Genomic DNA, 24490 nt, shown 5'->3' with positions numbered 1-24490 from the left:
ACGGCGGCTTCCTTGGCTGTGACCGCGCGAAAAGCGATTCCCCTTCCTCTGAACCCACGCTAAGAGAGCGGCTTCGGCGATGCGTTGGGGTTGGCGCGGCGAGATCGCCATCGGGTACCGGCGCATCCGCGCCGGAGATGCCGACCAGCGGGCGCTGGGCGGCGTCACCTCAATCCCCTGAGGTCGGAAGCGCTGGTCTATCTGCCGGAGGACCGGATCATCGTGCTGGCGCGGGACTGACGAGCAAAGGCTCGCCAGACTAAACGGAGATACCGGCTGCCTTGGCGCGCGCCAGCAGCCGTTCGGCCAGCCGCAGATGCGGGCGGTCGAACATCTTGCCGTCAATGCCGACGACGCCGGGATTTCCCGCCGCCTCGAACGCCGCGACGATCGCCGCCGACTGTTTCACCGCCTCGGCCGAAGGCGTGAAGGCGGCGTTGATGACGGGCACCTGATCGGGGTGGATCGCCATCTTGCCGGTGAAGCCGTCGCGTTCGGCCTCCGCGCATTCCGCGGCGAAGGCCGCCATGTCGCGAAAGTTCGGGAACACGGTGTCGATCGCCGCGACCTCCGCGGCTGCCGCCGCCAGGATGGTCGTCAGGCGAGCGTGGCGGAACACGTCGGTGTAGCGGCCGTGCTCGTCGCGGGCCGCGCGCGCCCCGACCGCCGCCGACAGGTCTTCCGCGCCCCAGGTGAGACCGGCGAGCCGCGCGCTTGCGCCGTCGTAGGTCGCGGCGGCGAGCACACCCGCCGGGCTTTCGGTGATGATCGGCAGGATTTTGATCGAGCCGTCGGCCAAGCCGTTCTCGGCCTCCCGGACCCTGAGCTTTGCCGAGAGCTGCTGCACATCCTGGCCGCTGTTGGACTTCGGCAGCATGATGCCGTCCGGCTTCGCCGGTACGAGCGCGGCAAGATCGTCATCCGTCAGCCCGGTCGACAGGTCGTTGACCCTGATATAGATGGCCGAGCTGGTTTGCCCCCTGCGTTCGGCGATAAAGCGTGACGCGACCGCGCGCGCCGTCGCCTTGTTCTGCGGCGCCACGGAATCCTCGAGGTCGACGATCACCACGTCGGCGCCGGCGCCGAATCCCTTTTCCAGCTTTCGCTCGGAATCGCCGGGGACGAACAGCAGCGAGCGCATCAGGCGGCCTTCTTCAGCATCATCGCTTGCCTGGTGCACTTGGCGACCAGGTCGCCATGCTGGTTGTAGGCGCGGTGTTCGAATTCGACGATGCCGCGATCCGGCTTCGATTTCGATTCCCGCACCGAGGTGACAGTGGTCTCGACGCGGATGGTGTCGCCGTGGAAAACCGGATGCGGAAACGTGGTTTCCTTCATGCCGAGATTGGCGACCGTCGTGCCGACCGTGATGTCATTGACCGAAATGCCGATCATCAGGCCGAGCGTGAACAGCGAGTTGACCAGCGGCTTGCCCCATTCGCTCCTGGCGGCGAAATCGAAGTCGATATGCAGCGGCTGCGGGTTCAGCGTCATTACCGAAAACAGCATGTTGTCGCTCTCGGTCACGGTCTTGCGCAGCGTGTGCTGGAAGACATGGCCGACGACGAACTCTTCGAGGTATAAGCCGACCATTTTTCAGTCTCCTGCGCTGATTGACGGTTGATAGGCGCTGCATCCGGCGGTCGCAAGCCAGTTAATGAACATGGTGAACCGTTCGTAAACCATTTCTGCCTACCGTCTTCAGCGGGGCCGGAAACCTTCCGGCAAGGGGCGTAAGCAGACGGGCATGGTTGTTGTTTCGCATTTCCTGAAATGGATATACACGGCAAGAGTGTCCGAGCGCGCAGCCGCGGCCAATGCGCTGGCCCGGGCCTATGTCAATTCCGAATTGCCGTTCGAGGACCGCTGCGCCGCCGAGGCGGCGCTGACGCTGCTGCTCGACGATGCCTCGTCGAAAGTGCGGCTGGCGATGGCCGAAGCGCTCTCCATGAGCCACCACGCGCCGCTGCAGATCATCAGTGCGCTGGCGTCCGACCAGCCGGAAGTCGCCGGTGTGGTGCTGGCGCGTTCACCGCTGCTGACCGATGCCGATCTGATCAACCGCGTGGCGGCGAGCCAGAAGGCGACGCAGAAGCTGATCGCCGACCGTCCTGTTGTCTCGATGGCGCTGTCGGCGGCAATCGCCGAGATCGGCGAGTCGGAAGCCTGCGCTGTGCTGCTCGCCAATAGCGGCGCCGACATCGCGTCGCTGAGCTTCCGCCGCATGGCCGAACGCCATGGGCATCTGCCGGTGGTGCGCGAGGCGCTGATTTCGGACGCCCGTCTTCCGGCCGACTGCCGCCACATGCTGCTCATCAAGCTCGGCGAGACATTGAAGACATCACCGCTGGTCATGGCATTGATGGGCGCCGCGCGGGCCGATCGCGTCCTGCGGGACGCCTGCGTCAAGGCCTCGGTGACGCTGATCGAGGGCACGCGCCAGGAAGAACATGCCGCGCTGATCGAGCATCTCAGGCTACGTGGCGATCTCACCGCGAGCTTCCTCATCCGCACCATCGCGCATGGCAAGGTCGATTTTTTCGGCTCCACGCTGGTGGCACTCGGCCAGCAATCCGAACCGCGGGTGAGGGCGCTGCTGGCCGGCGGCCACGACGTGGCCTTGCAGGCTTTGTTCCGCAGCGCGGGCCTAGCCGCGGCAACGCATACGATCATCCTGCGTGCGCTGAAAATCTGGCGCGAGGTCGCCAATGGCAAGCGCGTCGCCGGCGTGCAGGAAGTCAGCTGGCTGATGCTCAAGGAGTTGGGCGGGCAATCCGCGGAAGGCGATCTCGCCGCCCTGGTCAAGTCGATCCATCTCGACGCGCTGCGCGAAAACGCACGCGGCCACGCGTTGGCGATAGCGGCGGCTTAGGCTCGGTCTTTCGCGAAAAAGTCCGGAAAATCCTCCATCGCCGCGGCAATGATGCGCAGGGATGCCGCGATCTGCAGCATGTCGCCGGTGGCGTTGCGCTGGGCGATGCTCGCCGCATACTGCCGGGCGACAGCGACGGTCGCTGTCTGCGGATCACCCGGAGCGCGGAACAGCAGGTCGCGCGCCAGCCCTCTCAGGAAATTGGCGATCGAAAGTGCGGTTTCGGACGGGATGGCATGATTTTGGTTTGTGCCGCGCAGCCTCAGGATCTCCAGGCCGATCGTCACGGCAGCAACGCCGCCGCCCAGCACCGCCTCGCCCTTCCTGCCGGAGTTCTGCACCAGCGGCATCAGCTGGTTGATGCGGTCATAGGCGAGGCTTTCGAAGGCCGAACGCCTCGGCACGCGCTCGTGCAGGCAAAGCCGTGCCAAATCCTCGCGCATGGCCCGCACGATGCGGTTTGCCGCGAGCCACGGATCGGCGGGCAGCACGGCAATAAAGACGCCGATTGCCAGCAGGATACCAACCAGCACGGACGCCGAGCCGGCGAAGAACGGGCCAGGATCGTAGGTCATCGCCTGATGCGGACTGAGGAAAGCGAGGAAGTTGATGGCGAAGGCCGTGGCCACGCCGACATAGCGCGGATTGGCCATGCCCAGCGCCGTTGGCACCAGGATCGGCACGACAAACAGGACGAACCAGCCGAAGCCGGGCAGGGCGGGCAACGCTACCTGGCCTATGAGAAAGGCAAAGGGCAAGGCAAGCAGCGTTCCCTTGAAGAAGCCCCAGGACACCTGCACCGGATCGGGGCGAGCGGCGAAAAGGCTGGATACGACGGCAACGAGAATGACCGTGCCCGCCGCCTCGGACCACTTCGTCGTCAGCCAGAAGGCCGCGACCAGCAAGGTGGCAAGGGCGGCGCGCACGGCATTGCGCGATGCGCCGGGGTAGTCGCGGTGCACCACCAGGGCAGGCTGCCTGCTGGCGCGGCCGGTACGTGTGATCGGCGCGCGCAAGGCATCGAGCCCGCGCAGCACCTGCTTGAGCGCTTCGGCGAAATCGGCGCCGATGGTTAGGCGGGTGATGGTGCCGACCCTGTCGTCGCCCTGGTCGATTGAGGCATCGGGCAGTTGCCGGGCCTTGGCCGAGATCGCGTCGAGCCGTGCCACCCAGGGTGCCGTATCGTCCAGTGCCCCGGGCTTTGCCGCCAAATCGCCGACAAGGGCCTGCAATTCCGAACGCACCGGGATGAGGGCGGCGTTTTTCGGAGCGGCGTGCGAATGCAGCGCGCGTGCCGCCGACAGGGCCGAGAGCAATTGTCCGATGGTGCGCCGCACCGGGTGGGCACGCGGCGCGAAGCTCGGCGCTTCCAGCCTGGCATAGGCGCGCATTTCGCCAAGTGTCTGGGTGTCCGCGACGAGTTTGCGATGGAGCGCGGAAAGTGTCGCTGGATCACCTCCCGAGAAGGCGCCTGCGGCATAGGTGGCAAGGTCGAGAATGCAGCGCTTCAGCCGCGAAATGATGGCATCGCTGGCCAATTTCGGCAGGATCAGCCTGCTCGTCACGCCGGCGCAGACGATGCCAAGCACGATTTCCGCGCAACGGGCGACAGCGAGATCGACGACCAGATGCGGCTGTCCGAAGGCAGGCAGACCGATGATCATCGCCGTGTAGCCGGCAAGTGCCGCACCATAGGCTTCGGGATTGCGCAGCAATGAGGAAACGAAGGTGCAGATGCCGATCCAGACGGCGAGCACCGTCACCAGAACCCATGGGTTGGTGCCGAAGACAGTGGTGATGCCGATCGCCGCCAGCCCGCCGGCCAGCGTGCCGAGCAACCGGTAGAAGCCCTTCGCCAGCACCATGCCCGCGACAGGCTGGGCGACGATGAACACCGTCATCATCGCCCATTGCGGGTGGTCGAGCTTGAGGGCATAGGCGGCGAGCAGCGCAATCAGGCCGGCCGAAACGGTGCGCAGGGCAAAAATCCAGTCCGAGCGCGTCGGCTGCGTCAACCCGGCCAGGCTCGTCTCGAAATAGGCTTTCAGCCGCGCCCAGGTCACATGCCGGTCTCCATATCGGAAGCGCAAGCTAAACTGGCCAGCGGCTAGATATCCAGCACTTCCGTCTCGGCGAATTCGGCACGTTCCTGGATGAAGCGGAAGCGGGCTTCCGGCTTGGTTCCCATGAGAGCGTCGACCGCGTCCTTCGTCGCTGCCTCGGCGTCGATCACATCGACCCGCAGAAGCGTGCGCTTCCTCGGATCCATTGTAGTCTCCTTGAGCTGCGAGGCCATCATCTCGCCCAGGCCTTTGAAGCGGCCAAGCTCGACCTTGCCGCGTCCGGTGAATTCGGTGCGCAGAAGCTCATCCTTGTGTGCGTCGTCGCGGGCGTAGGCGACCTTGCCGCCTTGCCGGATCGAGTAAAGCGGCGGCACCGCCAGATAGAGATGGCCGCCACGCACCAGCGCTGGCATTTCCTGGTAGAAGAAGGTGATCAGCAGCGAAGCGATATGGGCCCCGTCGACGTCGGCGTCGGTCATGATGATAACGCGGTCGTAGCGCAAATCCTCGTCGCGGTACTTTGATCGCGTGCCGCAGCCGAGCGCCTGGATCAGGTCCGATATCTGCTGGTTGGCGGCCAGCTTGTCATTGCCGGCGCTGGCCACGTTGAGGATTTTTCCGCGCAATGGCAGTACTGCCTGGCTGGCGCGGTCGCGCGCCTGCTTGGCCGAGCCGCCGGCGGAATCACCTTCGACGATGAACAGTTCGGCACCGGCCGCGGCGTTCTGCGTGCAGTCGGCGAGCTTGCCCGGCAGGCGCAATTTGCGCACTGCGCTCTTGCGCGACACTTCCTTTTCCTGGCGCCGGCGCACCCGCTCGTCGGCGCGCGCGATCACCCATTCCAGCAGCTTCGAGGCTTCCTGCGGATTGTCGGCCAGCCAATGGTCGAACGGATCGCGGATCGCGGTCTCGACAATTCGAATTGCCTCGATCGTCGCCAGCCTGTCCTTGGTCTGGCCGACGAATTCGGGCTCGCGGATGAACACGGACAGCATGCCCGCCGCCGAAATCATGACGTCTTCGGAGGTGACGATCGAGGCTCGCTTGTTGCCGACGAGATCGGCATAGGCGCGCAAGCCTCGGGTCAGCACGTTGCGGAAGCCGGCCTCATGGGTGCCGCCTTCGCCGGTCGGGATGGTGTTGCAGTAGGAATTGATGAAGCCGTCGCCGCCGAACCAGGTCACCGCCCATTCGAGCGAGCCATGGCCGCCTTGCTTTTCGCTTTTTCCCGCGAAGATTTCCCGCGTCACCTGAAAGTCGTCGCCGAGCGATGCCTTGAGGTAGTCCTTAAGGCCGCCAGGGAAATGGAACTCCGCCTTGGCCGGCGTCTGGTCCTTTTCCTTGATCAGCGAGGGATCGCAGGTCCAGCGGATCTCGACGCCGCCGAACAGATAGGCTTTCGAGCGCGTCATGCGGTAGAGCCGCGCCGGTTCGAAGGCCGCGCCCTTGCCGAAGATCTGCTCGTCGGGATGGAAGCGGATTTTCGTTCCGCGCCGGTTGTGGACCTCGCCAAGCTGCTCCAGGCCGCTTACCGGAATGCCCCGCGAAAAGCGTTGGCGATAGAGCTGGCGGCCACGCGCGACCTCGACCTCGAGATGATCCGACAGCGCGTTGACCACGGAAACGCCGACGCCGTGCAGGCCGCCGGAGGTTTCATAGACCTTGGAGTCGAATTTGCCGCCCGAATGCAGCGTCGTCATGATGACTTCGAGCGCCGGCTTCTTGAATTTCGGATGCGGATCGACCGGGATGCCGCGGCCATTGTCGGTAACCGTCAGAAACCCATCGGCCGAAAGCTCGACATCGATGAAGGTGGCATGGCCGGCAACCGCCTCATCCATCGAATTGTCGATGACCTCTGCGAACAGATGGTGCATCGCCTTGTCGTCGGTGCCGCCAATATACATGCCTGGCCGGCGGCGCACCGGCTCAAGGCCTTCCAGCACTTCGATGTCGGCGGCGCTGTAGCCCTCGCTGCCGTCCCTGGTCGCGGCTGGACGCCTAGCTGCTGCCTGCACAAGCGGATCGGCCGGGCGCGCCGGTGAGCGAACCGGCTGCGGCTGCTTGTCCATGTTGCCGAAGAGATCGTTGTTGTCGTCCATGCCTGCCATAGGGTCCGGTGCTGCGAATCACCTGTCGATACTGCCACGCTTTTCAGCGCCAAGCGACGGAGGTTCCTGTTACGTTCGGGGATTTGACCCGTCTTATCCTAAAACCATTCGATAACCAAGCGGGCGGAAATAGGTCGAATGCCGCCTTTCAAGATTCCTGTTTCTTTAACAAACCCGCCTAGCGTGAGCCCCAACAAAACAAGAAACGACGGGCATCAGGGGTTTCGGCGTGAGGGGCAAGGCCATAACGATGATCGGCATCGCCGCCGTTTTCGGCGCGATCTCGATCTTTGCCGCGGATTTCTGGGTCAAGAGCCACGCCAAGGCCGATGCCGAGGAGAAGACGGCGTCGATCGCCGCTCCGGTAGCGCCCAGGATCGAATTCAAGACCATCGTGGTGGCGAAAGCGCCGCTGCGCTACGGCCAGGAACTCGACCGCGCCAAGCTGATCGAGATCCCCTGGCCGCAGGATTCGCTGCCGCAAGGCGCCTTTGCCACCATCGATGGGTTGCTCGGCGAGGGCAATCGCATCGTGCTGTCGCCGATCGAGGTCAACGAGCCGGTGCTGCTGACCAAGCTGTCGGGGCCGAACGGCCGCGCAACGCTCTCCAACATGCTGACGCCCGGAATGCGAGCGGTGACCATTCGCACTGACGAAATCGCCGGCGTCGGCGGCTTCGTCACGCCAGGCGACCGCGTTGATGTCGTGCTGACGCGCGATGCCGGCGAAATCCAGGAAGTCGCCAAGAACGCGCAGGGCGCGGCCGGTTCGACCGTCACCTCCGAGATCGTCGTTGCCGACGCCAAGGTGCTGAGTGTCGGCCAGGGTGCCGACGAGCGCCAGACGACGCCGCAGATCACGAATTCCGTGACCATCGAAGTGACGACCGAAGGCGCGCAGAAAGTGGCGCTTGCCCGCACCGTCGGCACGCTGTCGCTGTCGCTGCGCTCCGCCAGCGAAGGCGGCGAAGGCAAGAACGGCGTCACCACCATCTCGTCCTTTGGCGGATCGGTGGCGGCCAAGGCTCAGGCCGCGGCCGGCTCGCTGTTCGACGCAGTGACCAAGGAGCCGGAGAAGCCGAAATTCAAGACGGTCATCGTGACGCGCGGCACGAAGGCCGAGGAATATCAGGTTCCTGAGCGGGACCAGAAGTAAAAGCCGGTGGGGACCGGACGGGACAGGGCAATGTTGATGCGTACCCTATATCGAATGCTGGACCGATCGCGCTTTGCGCGCGCCCTGGCCGTAGCTGCTGCGCTGGTTGCCGGCGGAATGCTCGCCTTGCCCGGCCTAGCCAGGGCGGACAATGACATCGTCTATGTCTCGGCGACCAAGAATGCGTCGATCAAGGTCGCCAAGGGCAAGCCCAAGACGATCGTGACGAGTGCCGCATTCTACCAGATCGTCATCGGCGATCCTGAGATCGCCAACGTCAACCCGTTGACCGACAAATCCTTCTATGTGCTGGGGAACAATCTCGGCACCACCGGCATTGCGCTGTTCGACGAGAAGAAGCAGCTCGTCGGCACCGTCGACATCGAAGTGACGCTCGACACGGATCAACTGGCCAGCACCATCCGCGCCAGCGTGCCGGACGCCAAGATCAAGGTCGGCTCGGCCAATGGCCGTGTCGTGCTGTCGGGCGAGGCGGATGATGCGGTCGCCGCCGAAAAGGCGAACAAGATCGCAACGCGCTTTTCCGGCACCGAGGAAGTGATCAACTCGGTCAACATCTCTTCGTCGCAGCAGGTTCAGCTCAACGTACGCTTCGTCGAGATCAACCGCCAGGCGGGGCAGGATCTGGGTGCCAAATACGCTGCCAATTTCGCCTACGGTTTCGGCGGGCGCGATGTTTCGCTCGACCCAGGCACCGTGCCGGCGGCCGGCACCGGCGAAATCATCGGCCGGCTGCTGTCGAACGGCGTGTCGATCGACATCGCCATCAAGGCCCTGGAAGAGCGCGGCCTTGCTCGCCGGCTGGCCGAACCGAACCTGATCGCCCGCTCGGGCGAAACGGCGAGCTTCCTGGCCGGCGGCGAATTCCCGATCCCGGTCTCGGAGGACAACGGCAAGATCTCCGTCAGCTACAAGAAATACGGCGTCAGCCTGGACTTCACGCCGACCGTGCTCAAGGACGGGCTGGTCAGCCTCGATATCGCGCCGGAAGTCTCCTCGATCGATGCGTCGTCCTCCTACAACATCGGCACTATCTCCGTGCCGGGATTTATCGTGCGCCGCGCCAAGACCTCGGTCGATCTCAAGAACGGCCAGAGCTTCATGATCGCCGGACTGCTGCAGTCGCAAAACGACATCACCACCTCGCGCATTCCGGGCCTCGGAAAGATGCCGGTGCTCGGGGCTCTGTTCTCGTCGAAATCCTATCAGCGGCGCGAGACCGATCTGGTCATCATCGTCACGCCCTACCTGGTCAAGCCGGTCGATCCGTCGAAGAAAATGATCGAGCCGACCGACGGCACGAAGCCGGCCAGCAATGCCGACTATTTCCTCAACAACACCGAGGAGGTGAAGGCGTCGGACACCGGCCGCGCGCTGGCGCTGGCCGATGGCAGCGCCGCACGGACCGCTCCCGCCACCACGGTCGGGCACTTCCTCGACCTGCCGAAGGACTGAAACCATGCGTCTGGTCCTGAGATCGAGTGTCGCCTTGCTTCTTGCCGGTTTGGCCGGCGGCTGCACCAGCGACGATTACATACGCACCGAAGGGGTGACGCCGGGCTCCGGCGACGCCCAGGCCGCCAACACCGTCATGCAGATGGTCGATCCCTGGAAGTACGGCGTCCAGAACACAAGGCTTCTCGTGCCTGCCAAGCGTGGCGATGCCGTGCCGGTCACACCGGATCAGGCCGTCGCTACGAAGGCATCGCAGAAGACCACGGGCAACTGACCCCAAAGGGCGATCGCGCTCACAGGCTGACAAAAATGGCAAACGGCATCAAGACCAAGAAGATCCTGCTCGTATCCACCGACAGGACCTTCGTGCAGGACACGCGGACCGCATTCGCCGCCTCCGAGATCATCCAGCTCTCGACGGTGGAAAAGAACGTCACCGAACTGCGCGGCGAGATCCAGGAAGCGGACTTCGGCGCCATCATCGTCGACATGGACGCGGCGAGACTGGAGGAGGTCGAGTCGCTGCAGCGCGTCATGCGCCGGCTGGAGGGCAAGGCGCCCGTGGTCGTGGTCACCCAGGAGTTCAACGCCGCCGCCGTGCGCATCCTGGTGCAGCTCAAGGTCGCGGACTTCCTGGTCAAGCCGATCACCACGGCCGATCTGGTGCGCTCGGTGGTGCGGGCCCTGCAAGGGCCGGGGCGTGAGGAAAACACCGAGTCGCAGATCTACACGTTCATGCCGGCCGCCGGCGGCGTCGGCACCACGACGCTGGCGCTGCAGACTGCGTTCCAGCTGCATCACTCGGTGACGCGCGGCGCCTCGACATGCGTGGTCGACCTCAATTTCCAGCAGGGCGCCTGTGCCGAATATCTCGACCTCGAGCCGCGCTTCGACATCACCGAGATCGAAAACCAGCCCGAACGCCTCGACCGGCAATTGCTCGACGTGATGCTGTCCAAGCATGCCAGCGGGCTTTGCGTTTTGGCGGCACCGACGCATCCGGCGGATATGCGCTCGTTCAAGACCGATGTCGTGGTGCGCATGCTGGACCTCGTCTCGGCCTATTTCGACAATGTCGTCATCGACATGCCGCGCACCTGGTTTCCCTGGACGGAGACCGTGCTGCTGGGATCCAACAAGCTCTATATCGTCGCCGAAATGACGGTGCCGTGCCTGCGCCACACGCAAAGGCTGATCCAGGCGGTCTATGAGACCGCCGGCAAGGAAGTGAAGCCGAATGTCATCGTCAACCGTTTCGAGCAGAAGATGTTCGACAACGGCATCAAGCAGGCGGACGTCCAGGAGATCCTTGGCGAGCATTTCGTCGGCGGCATCGCCAACAACTACCGGCTGGTGCGCGAGGCGGTCGACCGCGGCGTGCCTCTGCACGAGATCGATCCCAATGCCAATGTCGTCAACGATCTGAAGAAGATCATCCTGCCGGAGGAGGCGGTCGCGACCGGAGCCAAATCGAAGTCGCTGTTCGGTCTCGGCAGGGGCTTCTTGAAGAGGACGGCCGGATGACTAGCCGTTTTTCCACCCTGCAGAACCGCGATGCGCGTCCGCAGCGCCCGGCGGAGTCGACGCCGGTCGCGCATCATGCGGTCGTCATCCCGACCAACCGGAAGGCTTTGCCGGCAAAGCCTGATGTCGCGCCGGCAAAGAACGCCAACAAGGTGCTCGATGCGCGCGTGCGCATTCACCGCATGCTGCTCGAGGAAATCAACCTGGTGGCGCTGGAGCGTTTGCCCAAGGAGGAGATGCGCCGCCAGGTTCATGATTTCGTTTCGGAAAAAACCCGCCAGGAGCGGATGGCGATCAACACCGCCGAACTCCAAGCGCTGGTCGACGATATCGTCGACGAGATGGTCGGCCTTGGTCCGCTCGAGCCCTTGCTCAAGGATCCCGACATCAACGACATCCTGATCAACGGCCACCAGAACTGCTTCATCGAAAAGAAGGGCAAGCTGCAGCAGGTCCATATCCCGTTCAAGGATGAGGCGCATCTGCTTAGAATTATTAACAAAATCGTCGCCGCAGTTGGCCGCCGCGTCGACGAATCGCAGCCGATGGTCGATGCCCGCATGCTGGACGGCTCGCGCTTCAACGCGGCCATCCGCCCGGTTGGCGTCGACGGTCCGCTGGTGTCGATCCGCAAATTCTCCAAGAACAAGCTTGGCCTGCACAAGCTCGTCGAATTCGGCGCCATCACCCAGAACATGGCCGAAGTGCTGGCGGCGGCCGTCCACGCCCGCAAGACGACGATCATTTCGGGCGGCACCGGTACCGGCAAGACGACGATGCTCAACGCGCTGTCGGCCTTCATTCCCGAGGACGAGCGGTTGATCACCATCGAGGATGCGGCCGAACTTCAGCTCCAGCAGCCGCATGTCGCGCGCATGGAGACGCGCCCCGCCAACATCGAGGGCCATGGCGAACTCAAGCAGCGCGATCTCGTCAAGAACGCGCTGCGCATGCGCCCCGACCGCGTCATCCTCGGCGAGTGCCGTGGCGAGGAGGCCTTCGACATGTTGCAGGCGATGAACACCGGCCATGAAGGGTCGATGGCGACCATCCACGCCAACACGCCGCGCGATGCCATTTCGCGCCTTGAGCAGATGCTGGGCATGACCGGCATGCCGATGACGGTGCAGTCGATCCGCAGCCAGATCGCCAGCGCCATCGACATCATCGTGCAGCTGACCCGGCTTTCCGACGGCAAGCGCAAGGTGACGAGCGTGGCCGAAGTGACCGGCATGGAAGGCGACGTCATCCAGATGCAGGAGATCTTCCGCTTCGTGCGCACCGGCATGGATGCCGATGGCGGCATCCTCGGCTATTTCGAGGCGACCGGCATCCGGCCGCGCTTCCTGGAGGATCTGCGCGCCATGGGCATCGAGTTTCCCGGACGGTACTTCGAACCCGGCCGGCCGCAGGAGTAGCCAGGTGTTCGACGGGCTGAGCGCAATCTATGTCGTCTATGCCGGGGCTGCACTTACCGGCATCATGATCGCCGAGACCTGCTATCTCCTCTATGCCGGACGCAGCGACAAACGCACCGCCATCAACCGGCGCATGAAGCTGCAGGAAAGCAAGATCAGCCAGGAGCAGGTGCTGATCCAGCTGCGCAAGGAGCGCGGCCTCGACGCCGGGACCTCGCTGTTCTCGCCGGACCGGTTCCGCGCGCTGCGCACACAGTCGGGCATGATCATGCCGCTGTCGAAATTCCTGATGATCACCTCGGGCGTGGCAACGGCCGTGGCCCTGTTCGCCATCTGGCATGGCTTTCCGCTGCTGATGGGGCTTCTCCTGTTCGTCGTGCTGATGCCGCTGGTGCCGGTGATGGTGATGCGCTCCAAGCGCAAGCGCCGGCTCAAGCGCTTCGGCGTGCAACTGCCCGAGGCATTGGAGCTGATCACGCGCGGCCTCAAGGCCGGTCACCCCGTGCCGGTGGCCATCGCCATGGTGTCGCGCGAAATGCCCGATCCGATCGGCACCGAGTTCGGCGTCATCGCCGATGAGGTGACCTATGGTTCCGACCTGGTCTCTGCGTTGAATTCGCTGTTCGACAGGGTCGGCCATGAGGATCTGCCGCTGTTCATCACCGCCGTCTCCATACAGTCCAGTTCGGGCGGTAATCTGCGCGAAATTCTTGACGGCCTGGCGCTGACGATCCGCGAGCGCGGCAAGCTTCGCCGAAAGGTGCGCGCCATCTCGACCGAAGGCCGCATGTCGGCCTACATCCTGACGGCGATACCGGCGCTGCTGTTTGCCGCGATCATGGCGCTGATGCCGGGCTTCTACCGTGATGTCTGGGACGAGCCGAAAACCTGGTACCTGATCGGCGGATCGGTGACCTGGCTGATGCTGGGCAATCTGATGATGTTCAAGATGTCGAATTTCAGGTTCTGACATGCAGGGCTTCATCGAATTCCTCGCCTCGCTCGCACCGACCTCCCTGATGCCGGTGGCGATCCTGCTTCTGGCCTTGGGCAGCGTCGCCGTCGCCTGGCCGATGGTGGCGGCGAAGGGCGACCGCAACGACGTGAAGCGCCGGCTCAAGGTCGACCGTGGCGCCGTGGCCGCGAAGCCCGAGCCGCTGCAGAAGAAAAACGCCAATGTCGTGCGCGAAAAGGCGGTGAAACGGGCGCAGGAATTCTACGCCAAGAGCGATCCGGAAAATGTCGCCCGGTTGCGCATGAAGCTGATCCAGGCCGGCTATATGGAGCCGCGCGCCGTCGGAACGTTCTTCATCATCCGCTTCTCGGCGCTGGTCGGCGGCGCGATCGGCGCCTTTGTCCTCAACCAGTGGCTGGCCAGCGCCGAGGCGACGACGACCAGCCGCTGGGCGTTCGTCATCCTGTCGGGCGTGGCAGGCTATTTCCTGCCCGGCCTAGTCCTGACCCAGCGGGTGCGGGAGAAGATGCGCGAGTACCGCAACGGCTTTCCCGACTTCATGGATCTGATGATCGTCTGTTCGGATGCCGGCATGAGCATGGAAGCCGGTATCGAGCGCGTCTCGAAGGAACTCGCCAAGACCTATCCAGCGCTCAGCCAGAATTTGCAGCTTGTGTCGCTGGAACTGCGGGCGGGGCGCAGCCTCGACGATGCGCTGAAGGCGCTCGCCGACCGCCTCAGCCTTGACGAGGTTCGCTCCTTCGCCACGCTGCTGCAGCAGTCGAAGGAACTCGGCACCAGCCTGTCAGGCGCGCTGCGCGTCTTCTCCGACGAAATGCGCCACAAGCGCATGTCGCTGGCCGAGGAAAAGGCACATGCCTTGCCGGCCAAGATGTCGATACCGGTGACGGTGTGCATCCTGCCCGTGGTGCTGATGATCGCCATCATCCCGATCATCGTCAAGATGACAGGCAGCCACTAGGCGACATCGATGTTCATTGGCCGGCCTGCACATGGCGGCTTGTGCGGCATAATGCCAAGCTGGGCCGACAGCCCGAACTCGGCCCTTCAACATGAGGATCCCATGCGAATACTGTTATGTGCCGCCGCTCTTGTCGTGGCCAACCTGTGGCCCGCCCTGGCCGCCGCCGACGATTGCGGCGATGCCGCCGCGCTGTTGCGGCAGGCTTTTCCCAAGGTTCAAAAGAGCGCCGACGGCCGCTCGTTCACGCTCGAACCGCATACCAGCATCCCGCTCGCGGTTCTTCAGGACGGTATTGCGGGCCTGGTCTGCAAGATCTGGCCCGCCCATGACGATCTTCTGCTGGTAGCGGTGCCGCTGATCGACAGCGCCCAATCCGTCGACGGTCAGCATGTTGGCGACATCGAGCTTCTGGTCGTCGACAGGAAGACCCGGCAGGTACGCCAGCGACTGCTCCAGCCCAGGCTGATGAACGACGATGCCGTCGCCATCCGGGGCATCGAATTCGATACCGCCCGCTATGGGCTGGCGCCCGGTGTCACCGCCTTCGGCCTGCGCATCGACATGGCCAATCATTCACAGCCCAATCCCTTCAACGAAACCGACCTGCGGCTCTACGCCATCGCCGGCAACGCGCTACGCGCGGTGCTCGACGGGCTTGCCGTGGCCGGCTATGGCGGCGAAGGCGACGCCAGTTGCGCGGGGTCCTTTCATTCCAGCCAGGTCAGCCTGGCGATGAGCCCGACGATCCATCGCGGCTATCATGACATCATCGCGGTCGAGCGGCAGAATACCGACGAGCCGTTGCCCGACAAGGATGGCGAGTGCCAGTCTCACCCCGGCAAGTCGGTGAGCCGGACCCACCGGCTGCGCTATAACGGCAGCCGCTATCCGGTTCCGGCGGCGCTCAAGGCCATCGATCCGCCGTGAGATCGCCTCCTGCGTCCGCCTGAGGCGTTGGGGTCCAGTGGTTAATGGTTGGTATTGCGGAAACCAAATCTTAGCTGCATTTCGGCACCGAAGCTTAATCGCTTTACCCTAATGTCTTTACCTGAAGAACGACCCGGCAAATCGGGCGACGGGGCAGGCATGCGTCAGACACAATTTGCGGCGGTGGCCACGATGGCGGCCGTCCTTGTTATCACCGGGTGCACGACGAACAACAACGTCGACACGACCAAGACGACCGCGATCCAGCCGGCGGCGAAGGATGTCGATACATCCGACCTGGCGCAGGGCAAGGCGCAGTTTCGCGACGCCAATTATGGTCTGGCCGAACAGCATTTCCGCAAGGCCGTCGAGCTGAAGGCCGACAATGCGGAGGCCTGGATGGGGCTGGCCGCCTCCTATGACGAACTCGGCCGCTTCGACTTCGCCGACCGTGCCTATGGCCAACTCCTGAAGGTCGCAGGCCGCAAACCGCGGATCGTCAACAATATGGGCTATTCGCAACTGCTGCGCGGCAACAAGAAGAAGGCCAGGGCGCTGCTGCTCGAGGCGAAGGCCGGCATGGCCGACCCGACGGTCGTCAACGCCAATCTCGCCTTGCTGAACAAGGGCTGATGCGCGTTCGATCCTCGTGCCGGCCAAGGGTCCGATTTCTGGCCAGGCACTGTCGACGCTTTGTAAACCCTAACCGCAGCTTGGATCGAAAGACCGGCTGAAAACCATGTTCGAGGGCTGCCGCTGACCTAGAATGCGGCGTAACCGCCGACGCTGGAGAGGCCCCCGCCCGATATGCTGGATTTCAGTTCGCTCCTGCTCGCGGCCGCGCTGTCGGGCACATGCCTGGCCGTCACCATGTTTGCCATCTGGCTCACCGCGCCGCGGGCGCGCTTCGTGCTGACGGTGGCGTGCGGCATTATCGTGCTTGTCGCGCATGTGATCCTGTTCTGGCGCTACACAAAGGAGCCTGATCCTCTGCTTTGCCAGATCGCGCTGGCGCTGCTCAGCCTGGGCTTCCTGATCATCTGCCTTTCGGCCATGCAGTATCTCGGCGTGCCGGACTACAGGCGTGCGATCGTGCCGACACTTGCCGCCATGGCGGTCTGCGCGGCCTTCACCTTTCTCGGTTTTGACGGTGTCGGCTTCATTGTCACCTACACGACGGTGACCGTGCTGCTGGCGACGATCGGAGCCATGTTCTGGGTCAATGGCAGCCACGATCGCCGGATCCTGCTGGTGGTTTCCTTCCTGAGCGGCACCTGCGCGGTGTCGTTTGCCCTTTGCGGCGTGGTTCTGATGGCCAAGGGGCAATGGGCGCTCGGGGCGGCGCCCGACAACTGGGCCGAACGTCTGAATTCCGTCGTGGCGGTGGCCTGCATGACGGGTCTGGGCGCCTTGACGCTCTCGCTGCATCATCTGCAGGCGCAGATCGAGCTCAAGGCCGAGACGATGACCGATCCATTGACCGGGCTGATGAACCGCCGCGGGCTGATGTCGCTCCACGGCGAGCGGCCCTTCGGTCCGTTCATGGCGGTCGTTATGTTCGACCTCGATCATTTCAAGAGGACGAACGACATCTACGGTCACCCGGTCGGGGACAAGGTGCTGTGCCGCTTCGCCGCCGTCATCCGGAAATATGCCAGGACCGGCGTCGACGCCTTTCGCCTGGGCGGCGAGGAGTTCGCCATCGTCATGTCGCGGATGACGGAAGAGCGAGCCCATGATCTCGCCAGCAAGATCGGCGTGGCCTTCGGCACCGAAATCGTTCCTACCGCGCTCGGTCCGTTGCGCAGCACGGTCAGCGGCGGCATCGGCTTTGGCGGCGCCGACGGCAGCAGCCTCGACGAGGTGCTGGCCGAGGCGGACGCCGCGCTCTACGCGGCCAAGCGCGCCGGCCGAAACCGCGTCATCAGCCGCAAAAGAATGGGCAAGGCCGAACCGGTCAAGCCGGCCTTGCGCTCCGCGTAGGCCGAAAGACTGCTACTCAGCCGCTCCCAGATAATCCGACAGTGGCGGGCAGGAGCAGACCAGATTGCGGTCGCCGGCGACATTGTCGATGCGCGACACCGGCGGCCAGTACTTGGCCGCCGTGTCGGCGTCGCCGGCGGGAAAGGCTGCCTCCAGGCGCGAGTAGGGGTGGGTCCACTGGCCGGACAGCGTGTCGGCGGCGGTGTGCGGCGCGTTGACCAGCGGGTTGTCGGCCAACGGCCAGTCGCCCCTGGCGACTTTCGCGGCTTCGCCGGCAATGGCGATCATCGCCTCGCAGAAGCGGTCGAGTTCGCGCTTCGGCTCTGATTCCGTCGGCTCGACCATCAGCGTGCCGGCGACCGGAAACGACATGGTCGGCGCGTGAAAGCCGTAGTCGATCAGGCGTTTGGCGATGTCGTCGACGCTGATGCCTGCGCTCTCCTTGAGCACGCGGGTGTCGAGGATGCATTCATGCGCGATGCGATCGTGCCGGCCCTTGTAGAGCAGCGGGAAGTGCGGCGCGAGCCGTGTCGCCACATAGTTGGCCGAGATGATGGCGGTCTCCGTCGCCTGCTTCAGTCCGGCGGCGCCCATCATGCGGATATACATCCAGGTGATCGGCAGGATGGAAGCGCTGCCGAAGGGTGCCGCCGACACGGCATGCGCCGAGCCTTCGGTGACATGGCCCGGCAGATAAGGCTTCAGATGCGCCTTGACGCCGATCGGGCCGACGCCGGGGCCGCCGCCGCCATGCGGGATGCAGAAGGTCTTGTGCAGGTTCATATGGCAGACATCGGCGCCGATATCGGCGGGCCGGGCGAGCGCGACCAGCGCGTTGAGGTTGGCGCCGTCGAAATAGACCTGGCCGCCATGCTCGTGGATGAGGGCGCAGAGGTGGCGGGCGCCTTCTTCGTAGACGCCATGCGTCGAGGGATAGGTGAACATCAGCGCGGCGAGATTCTTGGAATGTTCGTTGGCCTTGGCCCGCATATCGTCCATGTCGATATTGCCGTCTTCCAGGCAGCGCACGACGACGACGCTCATGCCGGCCATCGCCGCGCTCGCCGGATTGGTGCCATGCGCGGAGGAGGGGATCAGGCAGACCGTGCGATGGCCTTCGCCGCGCGAGCGGTGATAGGCGCGGATGGCGAGCAGGCCGGCATATTCGCCCTGGCTGCCGGCATTGGGCTGCAGGCTGACCGCGTCGAAGCCGGTGATTTCGGATAGCCAGCCTTCCAGCTCGCCGATCATGGCGCGATAGCCGGCCGAATGGCTGGCCGGTGCGAAGGGATGCAGATTGGCGATGCTTGGCCAGCTCACCGGCATCATTTCGGCCGCCGCGTTGAGCTTCATGGTGCAAGATCCGAGCGGGATCATGGAGCGGTCGAGCGCCAGATCCTTGTCGGCCAACCGGCGCAGCAGGCGCATCATGTCGGTCTCCGACTTGTTCTCGTTGAAGACCGGCTGGGTCAGAAACTCCTTTCCACGCGGCTTGCCGGGAACGGTGCTGTCGGCTGAAGAGGTAGCCTTGGCGCCGAACAGGGAAGCGATCGCGTCGAGATCGGCATCGGTAGAAGTCTCGTCGAAGGCGATGCCGATATGGTCGGCGTCGAGGACGCGCAGCAGCCGGCCGGTCTTCTCGGCGGCTTCGGCGATTTGCGCGGCCTTGCCTTTCGCCTCAACCGTCACCGTGTCGAAGCGGCTGGCGCCGAGCACCGAAACGCCCGCCGCCTTGAGGCCGCTCGCCAGTCGGTTGGCCAGAGCATGGATGCGTCCGGCGATCGCCTGCAGCCCGGCGGGGCCGTGCCAGATGGCATAGGCCGTCGCCATGTTCGCGAGCAGCGCCTGCGCGGTGCAGATGTTGGAGGTCGCCTTGTCGCGGCGGATATGCTGTTCGCGCGTCTGCAAGGCCAGGCGGTATCCGGGCCGACCCTTGCTGTCGGTCGACTGGCCGACGAGGCGGCCGGGCATCAGGCGCGTCAGTTTATCGGAGACGGCGCAGTAAGCCGCGTGCGGCCCGCCAAAGCCCATGGGCACGCCAAAGCGCTGCATCGGGCCGACGGCAATGTCGGCACCGAGCTTCGCCGGCGCTTCGGTGAGCGTCAGGCCAAGCGGATCGGCGATGAAGACGACCAGCGCGCCAGCGGCGCGGGCCTTGTCGATCGCCGCCTTATGGTCGCGATAGACGCCAAAGGTGTCGGGCCAGGAGACGAGCAAGGCAGCGGTGTTGTCGTCGATCGTCTCGCCGTCGATCTCGATGCCGAGCGGTTCGGCGCGGGTGCGCACCACGTCCAGCGTCTGCGGATGCGGCGTGCCGGCGAACGCCACCTTGGTGCGCTTGTCGCGATGGTGGCGCAGCGCAATGCCGACCGCTTCCGCGACAGCGGTTGCTTCATCGAGCAGCGAGGCGGATGCCACCGGCAGTCCGGTCAATTCGGTGACCAGCGTCTGGAAATTGAACAGCATTTCGAGCCGGCCCTGGCTGATCTCGGCCTGATAGGGCGTGTAGGCCGTGTACCAGGCCGGATTCTCGAACAGATTGCGCTGGATGACCGGCGGCACGTGGACGCCGTGATAGCCGGCGCCGATGAAGCTCTTCAGCACCGTGTTCTTCGCCATGATGGCCGACAATTCGGCCAGCGCTTCGGCCTCGCTGGCCGGCGCTGGCAAGGCCAGCGGCAGGTCGAGGCGAATCGACTGCGGTACGGCCTGGCTGATCAGCGTCTCGACGGAGGGGACGCCGATAACGGCAAGCATGGCCCTGACATCGTTGACGCCAGGACCAATATGGCGGGCCGAGAAGGGGGTAAGTGCTGCGGTCATCATCTCTGTGTCCTGATTTCAGGCAATATGGGCTTTGTAGGCGGCCTCATCCATGAGGCCGGCGAGCTGGCTTTCGTCGGCAAGCTTCATCTTCCACAGCCAGCCGGCGCCGGTTGCCGCCGAGTTGACCAGCGACGGGTCGGAAGACAGCGTGCCGTTGGCCTCGGTGATCTCGCCGTCGACCGGCGCGTAAACGTCGGAGGCGGCCTTGACGGATTCGACCACGACGGCGGTGTCGCCCTTGGTCAGCTTCTTGCCCGTTTCCGGCAGTTCGACGAAGACGAGGTCGCCGAGCTGCTCCTGCGCGTAGTCGGTGATGCCGACGGTGGCGATACCGCCGTCGACGCGGAGCCATTCGTGATCTGATGTGAAATAGGTCTTTGCCATGGAGTTCATCCTTTGCGGTAGCGATGAGGGGTGAAGGGCAGGGAACTGATATCGACGGGGATCTTCGTGCCGCGTACCTCGGCGAACACGCGCGTGCCGGGCTTTGCCAGCGCCGCGGCGACATAGCCCATGGCGACCGGATGGCCGGCCGAGGGGCCGAAGCCGCCCGATGTGACATGGCCGGCGGGATTGCCGTCGGCGTCGAACAGAGCGGCACCGGCGCGCACCGGCTGGCGGCCTTCCGGCTTCAGCCCGACGCGCTTTTGTGCCGGGCCGCGTTCGACGGCGGCGCGCAAGGCGTCGGCGCCGATAAAGGCGCCGGAAGCGCGGATGTCCTTGGGGATCGCCCACATCAGCGCCGCCGCGGCCGGGTCGGTCTCGGGCGTGATGTCCTGGCCATGCAGGCAAAGCCCAGCCTCGAGCCGCAGGCTGTCGCGCGCGGCAAGGCCGATCCAAAGCACGCGTTCATCCTCGATCAGCGTCGCGACCAAATCCCGAGCGGCGGCCTCCGGCAGGCCGATCTCGAAACCGTCCTCGCCAGTATAACCCGACCGGCTCATGAACCAGTCTTTCCGCGGCTCGACCCCGTGCATGAACAGCAGCGAGCCGGTCTCGATGCCGGCGCGCGACAGCACGGCCCAGGCCTCGGGTCCCTGGATGGCCAGGAAGACGCGGTCGAGCGGCTCGACCTCCACATCAAAATTCGTGGCGAGCTCACGCAGATGCTTTTCGTCGGCGACGGCGTTGCCGGCATTGGCGACCACCATGAATCTGGTATCGCCGAGTCGGGTGACGATCAGGTCGTCAAGGATGCCGCCGGCCTCATTGAGGAAGAAGGACAGTTTCGACTGCGAGATTTCGAGCGCGCCGGCATCCAAGGGGCAAGCGCGGTCGAGCAGCGCAACCGCCTGTGGCCCGCTGACCTCGAACAGTTTCATGTGCGAGATATCGAAGAGACCGGCATGCTCGCGGGTGTGCAGATGCTCCTTCATGACGCCGGCCGGATAGGTCAGCGGCATCGACCAGCCGGCAAAGGCGCCGAAGCGCGCACCGGCGGCTGTGTGGATATCTTCCAGGGGAAGGTGTTTTGAGTCGTCGCCCGTCATGTCGTCTCCAGAGTCGCACGCAATCGGCCGCGAATGGCGACCAGTCCGTGCCCCTCTGTCTGAAGCCTGAGAGACTTGCGCAGCCGGAACTCTGTCAGCGGCGCTTACACCTTCGGCGCGGGGGCAAGCCCCGACTTTCCAGAGTGTCTTTCCCGTCTACGGTTCTTTTGCCTGAGAGATTTCGGGCGATTTCCCCTTCGGCGGCAGCTCTCGCTGCTCTCTCCCGCAAACAGGTAGGACTCAGAATCCCGAGCCCTCGACGCGTCATCCATAGCCCGTCGGCGACACCTTGTCACCTCCCAGCGACATCAAAGGTGCGTCGTGCTGGAACGGATCAAGCCGATGCGCTTTAGCGGCGCACTTTCGGGTGACATGCTTTGGCCGGCAAGTCTTCGCTAACCACGCCGTTTGCCGGTTTTTCAAGACACTCCTGATACAGCAGGCCGATGTAATGCTTTGGGGCGGACGGGGACGACAATGGGCGAATTGATCATGAGCGCGCCGGTGGCGGGGCTGACCTCGAAGAATCGCATTGCCCCGGAGGATGTGGTGATGCTGCGCCGCGACGTGTTCGCCGATGGCGTGGTGACCCGAGGCGAGGCCGAGGCGCTGTTCGCTCTCGACCAGACGGCCCAGGACAAATGCGCGCAATGGGCACCGTTCTTCGTCGAGGCGGTGACCGACTACATCGTCCATCAGGAAAAGCCGTCCGGCTATATCTCGCAGGACAATGCCGACTGGTTGGTCCGCACCATCTCGCGCGACGGCATGGTCGACAGCCGCACCGAACTCGAATTGCTGGTCCATGTGCTGGAAAAGGCGAGATCCACGCCGAGCACGCTTTGCGTCTATGCGCTGGAGCAGGTCGCCCATGCCGTCATCGATGGCAAGGGGCCACTGATGCTGGGCGGCGCGCTGGTGCCCGGACTGATCGCCAAGGCGGAAGTCGAGCTGCTGCGCCGCATCCTGCATGCCCATGGCGGCGACGGCAACATCGCCATCACCCGCGGCGAGGCCGAGCTGCTGTTCAGGATCAACGAGCAGACCGCCCAGGCCAAGAACGATCCTTCCTGGAACGACCTTTTCGTCAAGGCGATCGCCAATTTCGTCATGTGTTCGGCCGGCTATGAGGCGCCGACCCGCGATGTGGCGCTGCGGCAGGAAAGCTTCCTCGAACGCGCCGATCCGGAAATCGGCGGCTTCTTCAGCCGCATGGTCTCCGGCGGCCTTGCCTGCATCATCGAGGCCTATCGGTCCCCCGATGACATCGAGGCCGAGTGGGAGGCCAAGAACAGGGCGGCCGAGGCCCTGGCCCGCCGCGCCGAGACGATCGATGCCGGCGAAGCCAAATGGCTGATCGAGCACATCGGCGTGGACAGGCCCCTATACGAAAACGAGCGCGCGCTGCTGACCCTGATCAAGCATGCCTCGCCGGAGATACATCCGGCGCTGAGGCCGCTGCTTGAGAAGGTTGCCTAAGTGCACCGTCCGCTGCTGTCGTTTTACAAAGGATGATGTTGGAGTGGCCTTCGGGCCATTCCGCGAGTTCGGCGATGCGCCGGAAGCCAGCCTTCTCGTAGAGGCCCGGCGCCTGGAAGTCGTGGCTGGAGACCCAAATTCTCCTGACGCCTCGAACGGTTGCCTCAGCCACAAAAGCGCTGAGCAACTGCCTTGCATAGCCGCGACCGCGATAGGCCTCGTCAATCCACATCAATGTCAGCTCGGACGTGCTCGCCCAAGAGTAGCCGGCCGCCACGCCGATCGCATGTCCTGCACCGTCACGAATAACGAAAGCCAGTGTCCGGTCATCGGCGCAGCCTGTCGCGCGGCGGTTGTCCTTGTGGAGGCGTTCCTCAAGCAAGCTCAACTCGATCGGCGACAGATCGTGCTCGGCCCGTATGCGGGTGGTCATCAAATCCCGCCGTACCAGTCGTAGCCATTGTCTTCCCAATAGCCGCCGCGGCCGCCGCCGACATTGGCGAAGCCGTCGACCAGTTCGATCTTGTAGAGGTATTTCGGCATCTTGTAGCCGAGCTGGCGTTCGACACGGACGCGCAGCGGCGCGCCGTTCTCGACGGGTAAAGGCTTGCCATTCAGGCCATAGGCGAGGATCGTCTGCGGGTGGCGGGCGTCGATCAGGTCGATCGTGCCGTAATATTTGATGTCGCCGGACAGGCTGCGGTCGATCGTGTCGAGGCAATGGAACATGACGTAGCGCGCCTGCGGCTTGACCACCGCCTGGTCGAGCACCAGCGACAGCGGCGTGCCGGTCCACTTGGCGATGCAACTCCAGCCCTCGACGCAATCGTGGCGGGTTATCTGGGTGCGGCTTGGCATGTTCTGGAGTTGCTCGCGGCTGAGCGACAGCGGCTTTTCGACTAGACCCGACACCTCCAATCGCCAGTCGGCGAAATTGCTGGCGAGCAGACGCTTGTAGGTGTCATCGTCGGGGGCGGTAACGCCGTTCGGCCGCTGCGGCTGGCGGATATCGGCCTCGCTGAACTCCGGTGCCAGCGCTTCACGGCCGGCAAGCAGGCGTTGCGCGCGGTACGTCAGGCCATTGGCGTCTTCGAGGAAACTGCGCAGGCCGCTGCCAATGCTCAACTGGCTGTCGAAGGCGTCGCAGCCTGACAGCATGATGCCGGAGGCGCCAAGGCTGGCGGCGGTCAGGAATTTCCGGCGGCTGATCTCAAACTTCGCCATG

At 64.3% G+C, this 24490-nt stretch carries 21 protein-coding genes and 1 riboswitch; of the genes, 12 read left to right on the top strand and 9 right to left on the bottom strand.

Translation table 11 applies throughout. The features are described from left to right. Window positions 1–259: 259 nt before the first annotated feature. Window positions 260–1141, bottom strand: a complete 882-nt coding sequence (locus tag FJ546_RS16940) for a CoA ester lyase (RefSeq protein ID WP_140890383.1) — start codon at window positions 1139–1141, stop codon at window positions 260–262. Beyond that, window positions 1141–1593 (bottom strand): MaoC family dehydratase, encoded by a 453-nt coding sequence (locus FJ546_RS16935; RefSeq protein ID WP_140890382.1) that lies wholly within the window; start codon window positions 1591–1593, stop codon window positions 1141–1143. Before FJ546_RS16935 ends, FJ546_RS16940 begins: the two co-directional genes overlap by 1 nt. Before the next feature lie 154 nt (window positions 1594–1747). Here FJ546_RS16935 and FJ546_RS16930 point away from each other — a divergent pair, with 154 nt between their 5' ends. Further along, window positions 1748–2872 (top strand): DUF2336 domain-containing protein, encoded by a 1125-nt coding sequence (locus FJ546_RS16930; protein WP_140890381.1) that lies wholly within the window; start codon window positions 1748–1750, stop codon window positions 2870–2872. Here the strand turns inward: FJ546_RS16930 and FJ546_RS16925 are convergent. Further along, window positions 2869–4935 (bottom strand): FUSC family protein, encoded by a 2067-nt coding sequence (locus FJ546_RS16925; protein WP_140890380.1) that lies wholly within the window; start codon window positions 4933–4935, stop codon window positions 2869–2871. The two genes, FJ546_RS16930 and FJ546_RS16925, sit on opposite strands and share 4 nt — an antisense overlap. 44 nt (window positions 4936–4979) lie before the next feature. Further along, complete coding sequence (gene parE / locus FJ546_RS16920) at window positions 4980–7037, bottom strand: DNA topoisomerase IV subunit B (RefSeq protein ID WP_140890379.1); 2058 nt, start codon at window positions 7035–7037, stop codon at window positions 4980–4982. A gap of 238 nt (window positions 7038–7275) precedes the next feature. On the opposite strand from parE, the gene cpaB reads away from it, so the two are divergent. From cpaB to FJ546_RS16870, 10 genes are all read left to right on the top strand, one after another. Beyond that, the gene (cpaB, locus tag FJ546_RS16915; protein WP_246686867.1) at window positions 7276–8202 is read left to right on the top strand and encodes a Flp pilus assembly protein CpaB; all 927 of its coding nucleotides are present in this window, start codon (window positions 7276–7278) and stop codon (window positions 8200–8202) included. Between the two features lie 30 nt (window positions 8203–8232). Continuing rightward, a complete protein-coding gene (locus FJ546_RS16910) occupies window positions 8233–9678 on the top strand; it encodes a type II and III secretion system protein family protein (protein ID WP_140890378.1) in 1446 nt (481 codons plus the stop codon). Window positions 9679–9682: 4 nt separating this feature from the next. Beyond that, the gene (locus FJ546_RS16905) at window positions 9683–9952 is read left to right on the top strand and encodes a hypothetical protein (RefSeq protein ID WP_140890377.1); all 270 of its coding nucleotides are present in this window, start codon (window positions 9683–9685) and stop codon (window positions 9950–9952) included. Window positions 9953–9987: 35 nt separating this feature from the next. Continuing rightward, complete coding sequence (locus FJ546_RS16900) at window positions 9988–11202, top strand: response regulator/pilus assembly protein (RefSeq protein WP_140890376.1); 1215 nt, start codon at window positions 9988–9990, stop codon at window positions 11200–11202. Beyond that, window positions 11199–12620, top strand: a complete 1422-nt coding sequence (locus FJ546_RS16895; RefSeq protein ID WP_140890375.1) for a CpaF family protein — start codon at window positions 11199–11201, stop codon at window positions 12618–12620. Before FJ546_RS16900 ends, FJ546_RS16895 begins: the two co-directional genes overlap by 4 nt. 4 nt (window positions 12621–12624) lie before the next feature. Then, the gene (locus tag FJ546_RS16890; protein ID WP_140890374.1) at window positions 12625–13590 is read left to right on the top strand and encodes a type II secretion system F family protein; all 966 of its coding nucleotides are present in this window, start codon (window positions 12625–12627) and stop codon (window positions 13588–13590) included. Window position 13591: 1 nt separating this feature from the next. Then, entirely contained in the window at window positions 13592–14557 is a 966-nt protein-coding gene (locus FJ546_RS16885) for a type II secretion system F family protein (protein WP_140890373.1), read from the top strand. A gap of 102 nt (window positions 14558–14659) precedes the next feature. Next, on the top strand, window positions 14660–15487 hold the full coding sequence (locus FJ546_RS16880; RefSeq protein ID WP_140890372.1) for a hypothetical protein: 828 nt from the start codon (window positions 14660–14662) through the stop codon (window positions 15485–15487). Between the two features lie 159 nt (window positions 15488–15646). After that, a complete protein-coding gene (locus FJ546_RS16875; protein ID WP_140890371.1) occupies window positions 15647–16120 on the top strand; it encodes a tetratricopeptide repeat protein in 474 nt (157 codons plus the stop codon). Window positions 16121–16294: 174 nt separating this feature from the next. After that, window positions 16295–17470, top strand: a complete 1176-nt coding sequence (locus FJ546_RS16870; protein WP_140890370.1) for a GGDEF domain-containing protein — start codon at window positions 16295–16297, stop codon at window positions 17468–17470. Between the two features lie 12 nt (window positions 17471–17482). Here the strand turns inward: FJ546_RS16870 and gcvP are convergent, their stop codons facing one another. From gcvP to gcvT, 3 genes are read right to left on the bottom strand one after another with little or no spacing between them, the layout of a single operon-like run. Then, complete coding sequence (gene gcvP / locus FJ546_RS16865) at window positions 17483–20296, bottom strand: aminomethyl-transferring glycine dehydrogenase (RefSeq protein WP_181167966.1); 2814 nt, start codon at window positions 20294–20296, stop codon at window positions 17483–17485. Window positions 20297–20311: 15 nt separating this feature from the next. Further along, complete coding sequence (gene gcvH / locus FJ546_RS16860; RefSeq protein ID WP_140890369.1) at window positions 20312–20680, bottom strand: glycine cleavage system protein GcvH; 369 nt, start codon at window positions 20678–20680, stop codon at window positions 20312–20314. 5 nt (window positions 20681–20685) lie between these two features. Beyond that, window positions 20686–21786, bottom strand: coding sequence for a glycine cleavage system aminomethyltransferase GcvT (gene gcvT, locus FJ546_RS16855; protein ID WP_140890368.1), 1101 nt, complete (start codon window positions 21784–21786; stop codon window positions 20686–20688). A 149-nt stretch (window positions 21787–21935) separates the two neighbouring features. Beyond that, window positions 21936–22022, bottom strand: a riboswitch (glycine riboswitch). A gap of 241 nt (window positions 22023–22263) precedes the next feature. Here gcvT and FJ546_RS16850 point away from each other — a divergent pair. Further along, window positions 22264–23265: a hypothetical protein gene (locus tag FJ546_RS16850; protein ID WP_140890367.1), complete on the top strand. Its 1002-nt coding sequence runs from the start codon at window positions 22264–22266 to the stop codon at window positions 23263–23265. On the opposite strand, the gene FJ546_RS16845 is transcribed toward FJ546_RS16850, so the two are convergent. Both FJ546_RS16845 and FJ546_RS16840 read right to left on the bottom strand, forming a co-directional pair. Further along, window positions 23204–23698, bottom strand: a complete 495-nt coding sequence (locus FJ546_RS16845) for a GNAT family N-acetyltransferase (RefSeq protein ID WP_140890366.1) — start codon at window positions 23696–23698, stop codon at window positions 23204–23206. The genes FJ546_RS16850 and FJ546_RS16845 overlap by 62 nt on opposite strands. Beyond that, window positions 23698–24489, bottom strand: a complete 792-nt coding sequence (locus FJ546_RS16840) for a molybdopterin-binding protein (RefSeq protein WP_140890365.1) — start codon at window positions 24487–24489, stop codon at window positions 23698–23700. Before FJ546_RS16840 ends, FJ546_RS16845 begins: the two co-directional genes overlap by 1 nt. Window position 24490 lies beyond the last annotated feature (1 nt).

The organism is Mesorhizobium sp. B2-4-19 (assembly GCF_006441315.1).
Taxonomy (GTDB): Bacteria; Pseudomonadota; Alphaproteobacteria; order Rhizobiales; family Rhizobiaceae; genus Mesorhizobium.
Note: the sequence above shows the minus strand (reverse complement) of the source record. Positions and strands in the feature narration are given on the sequence as shown.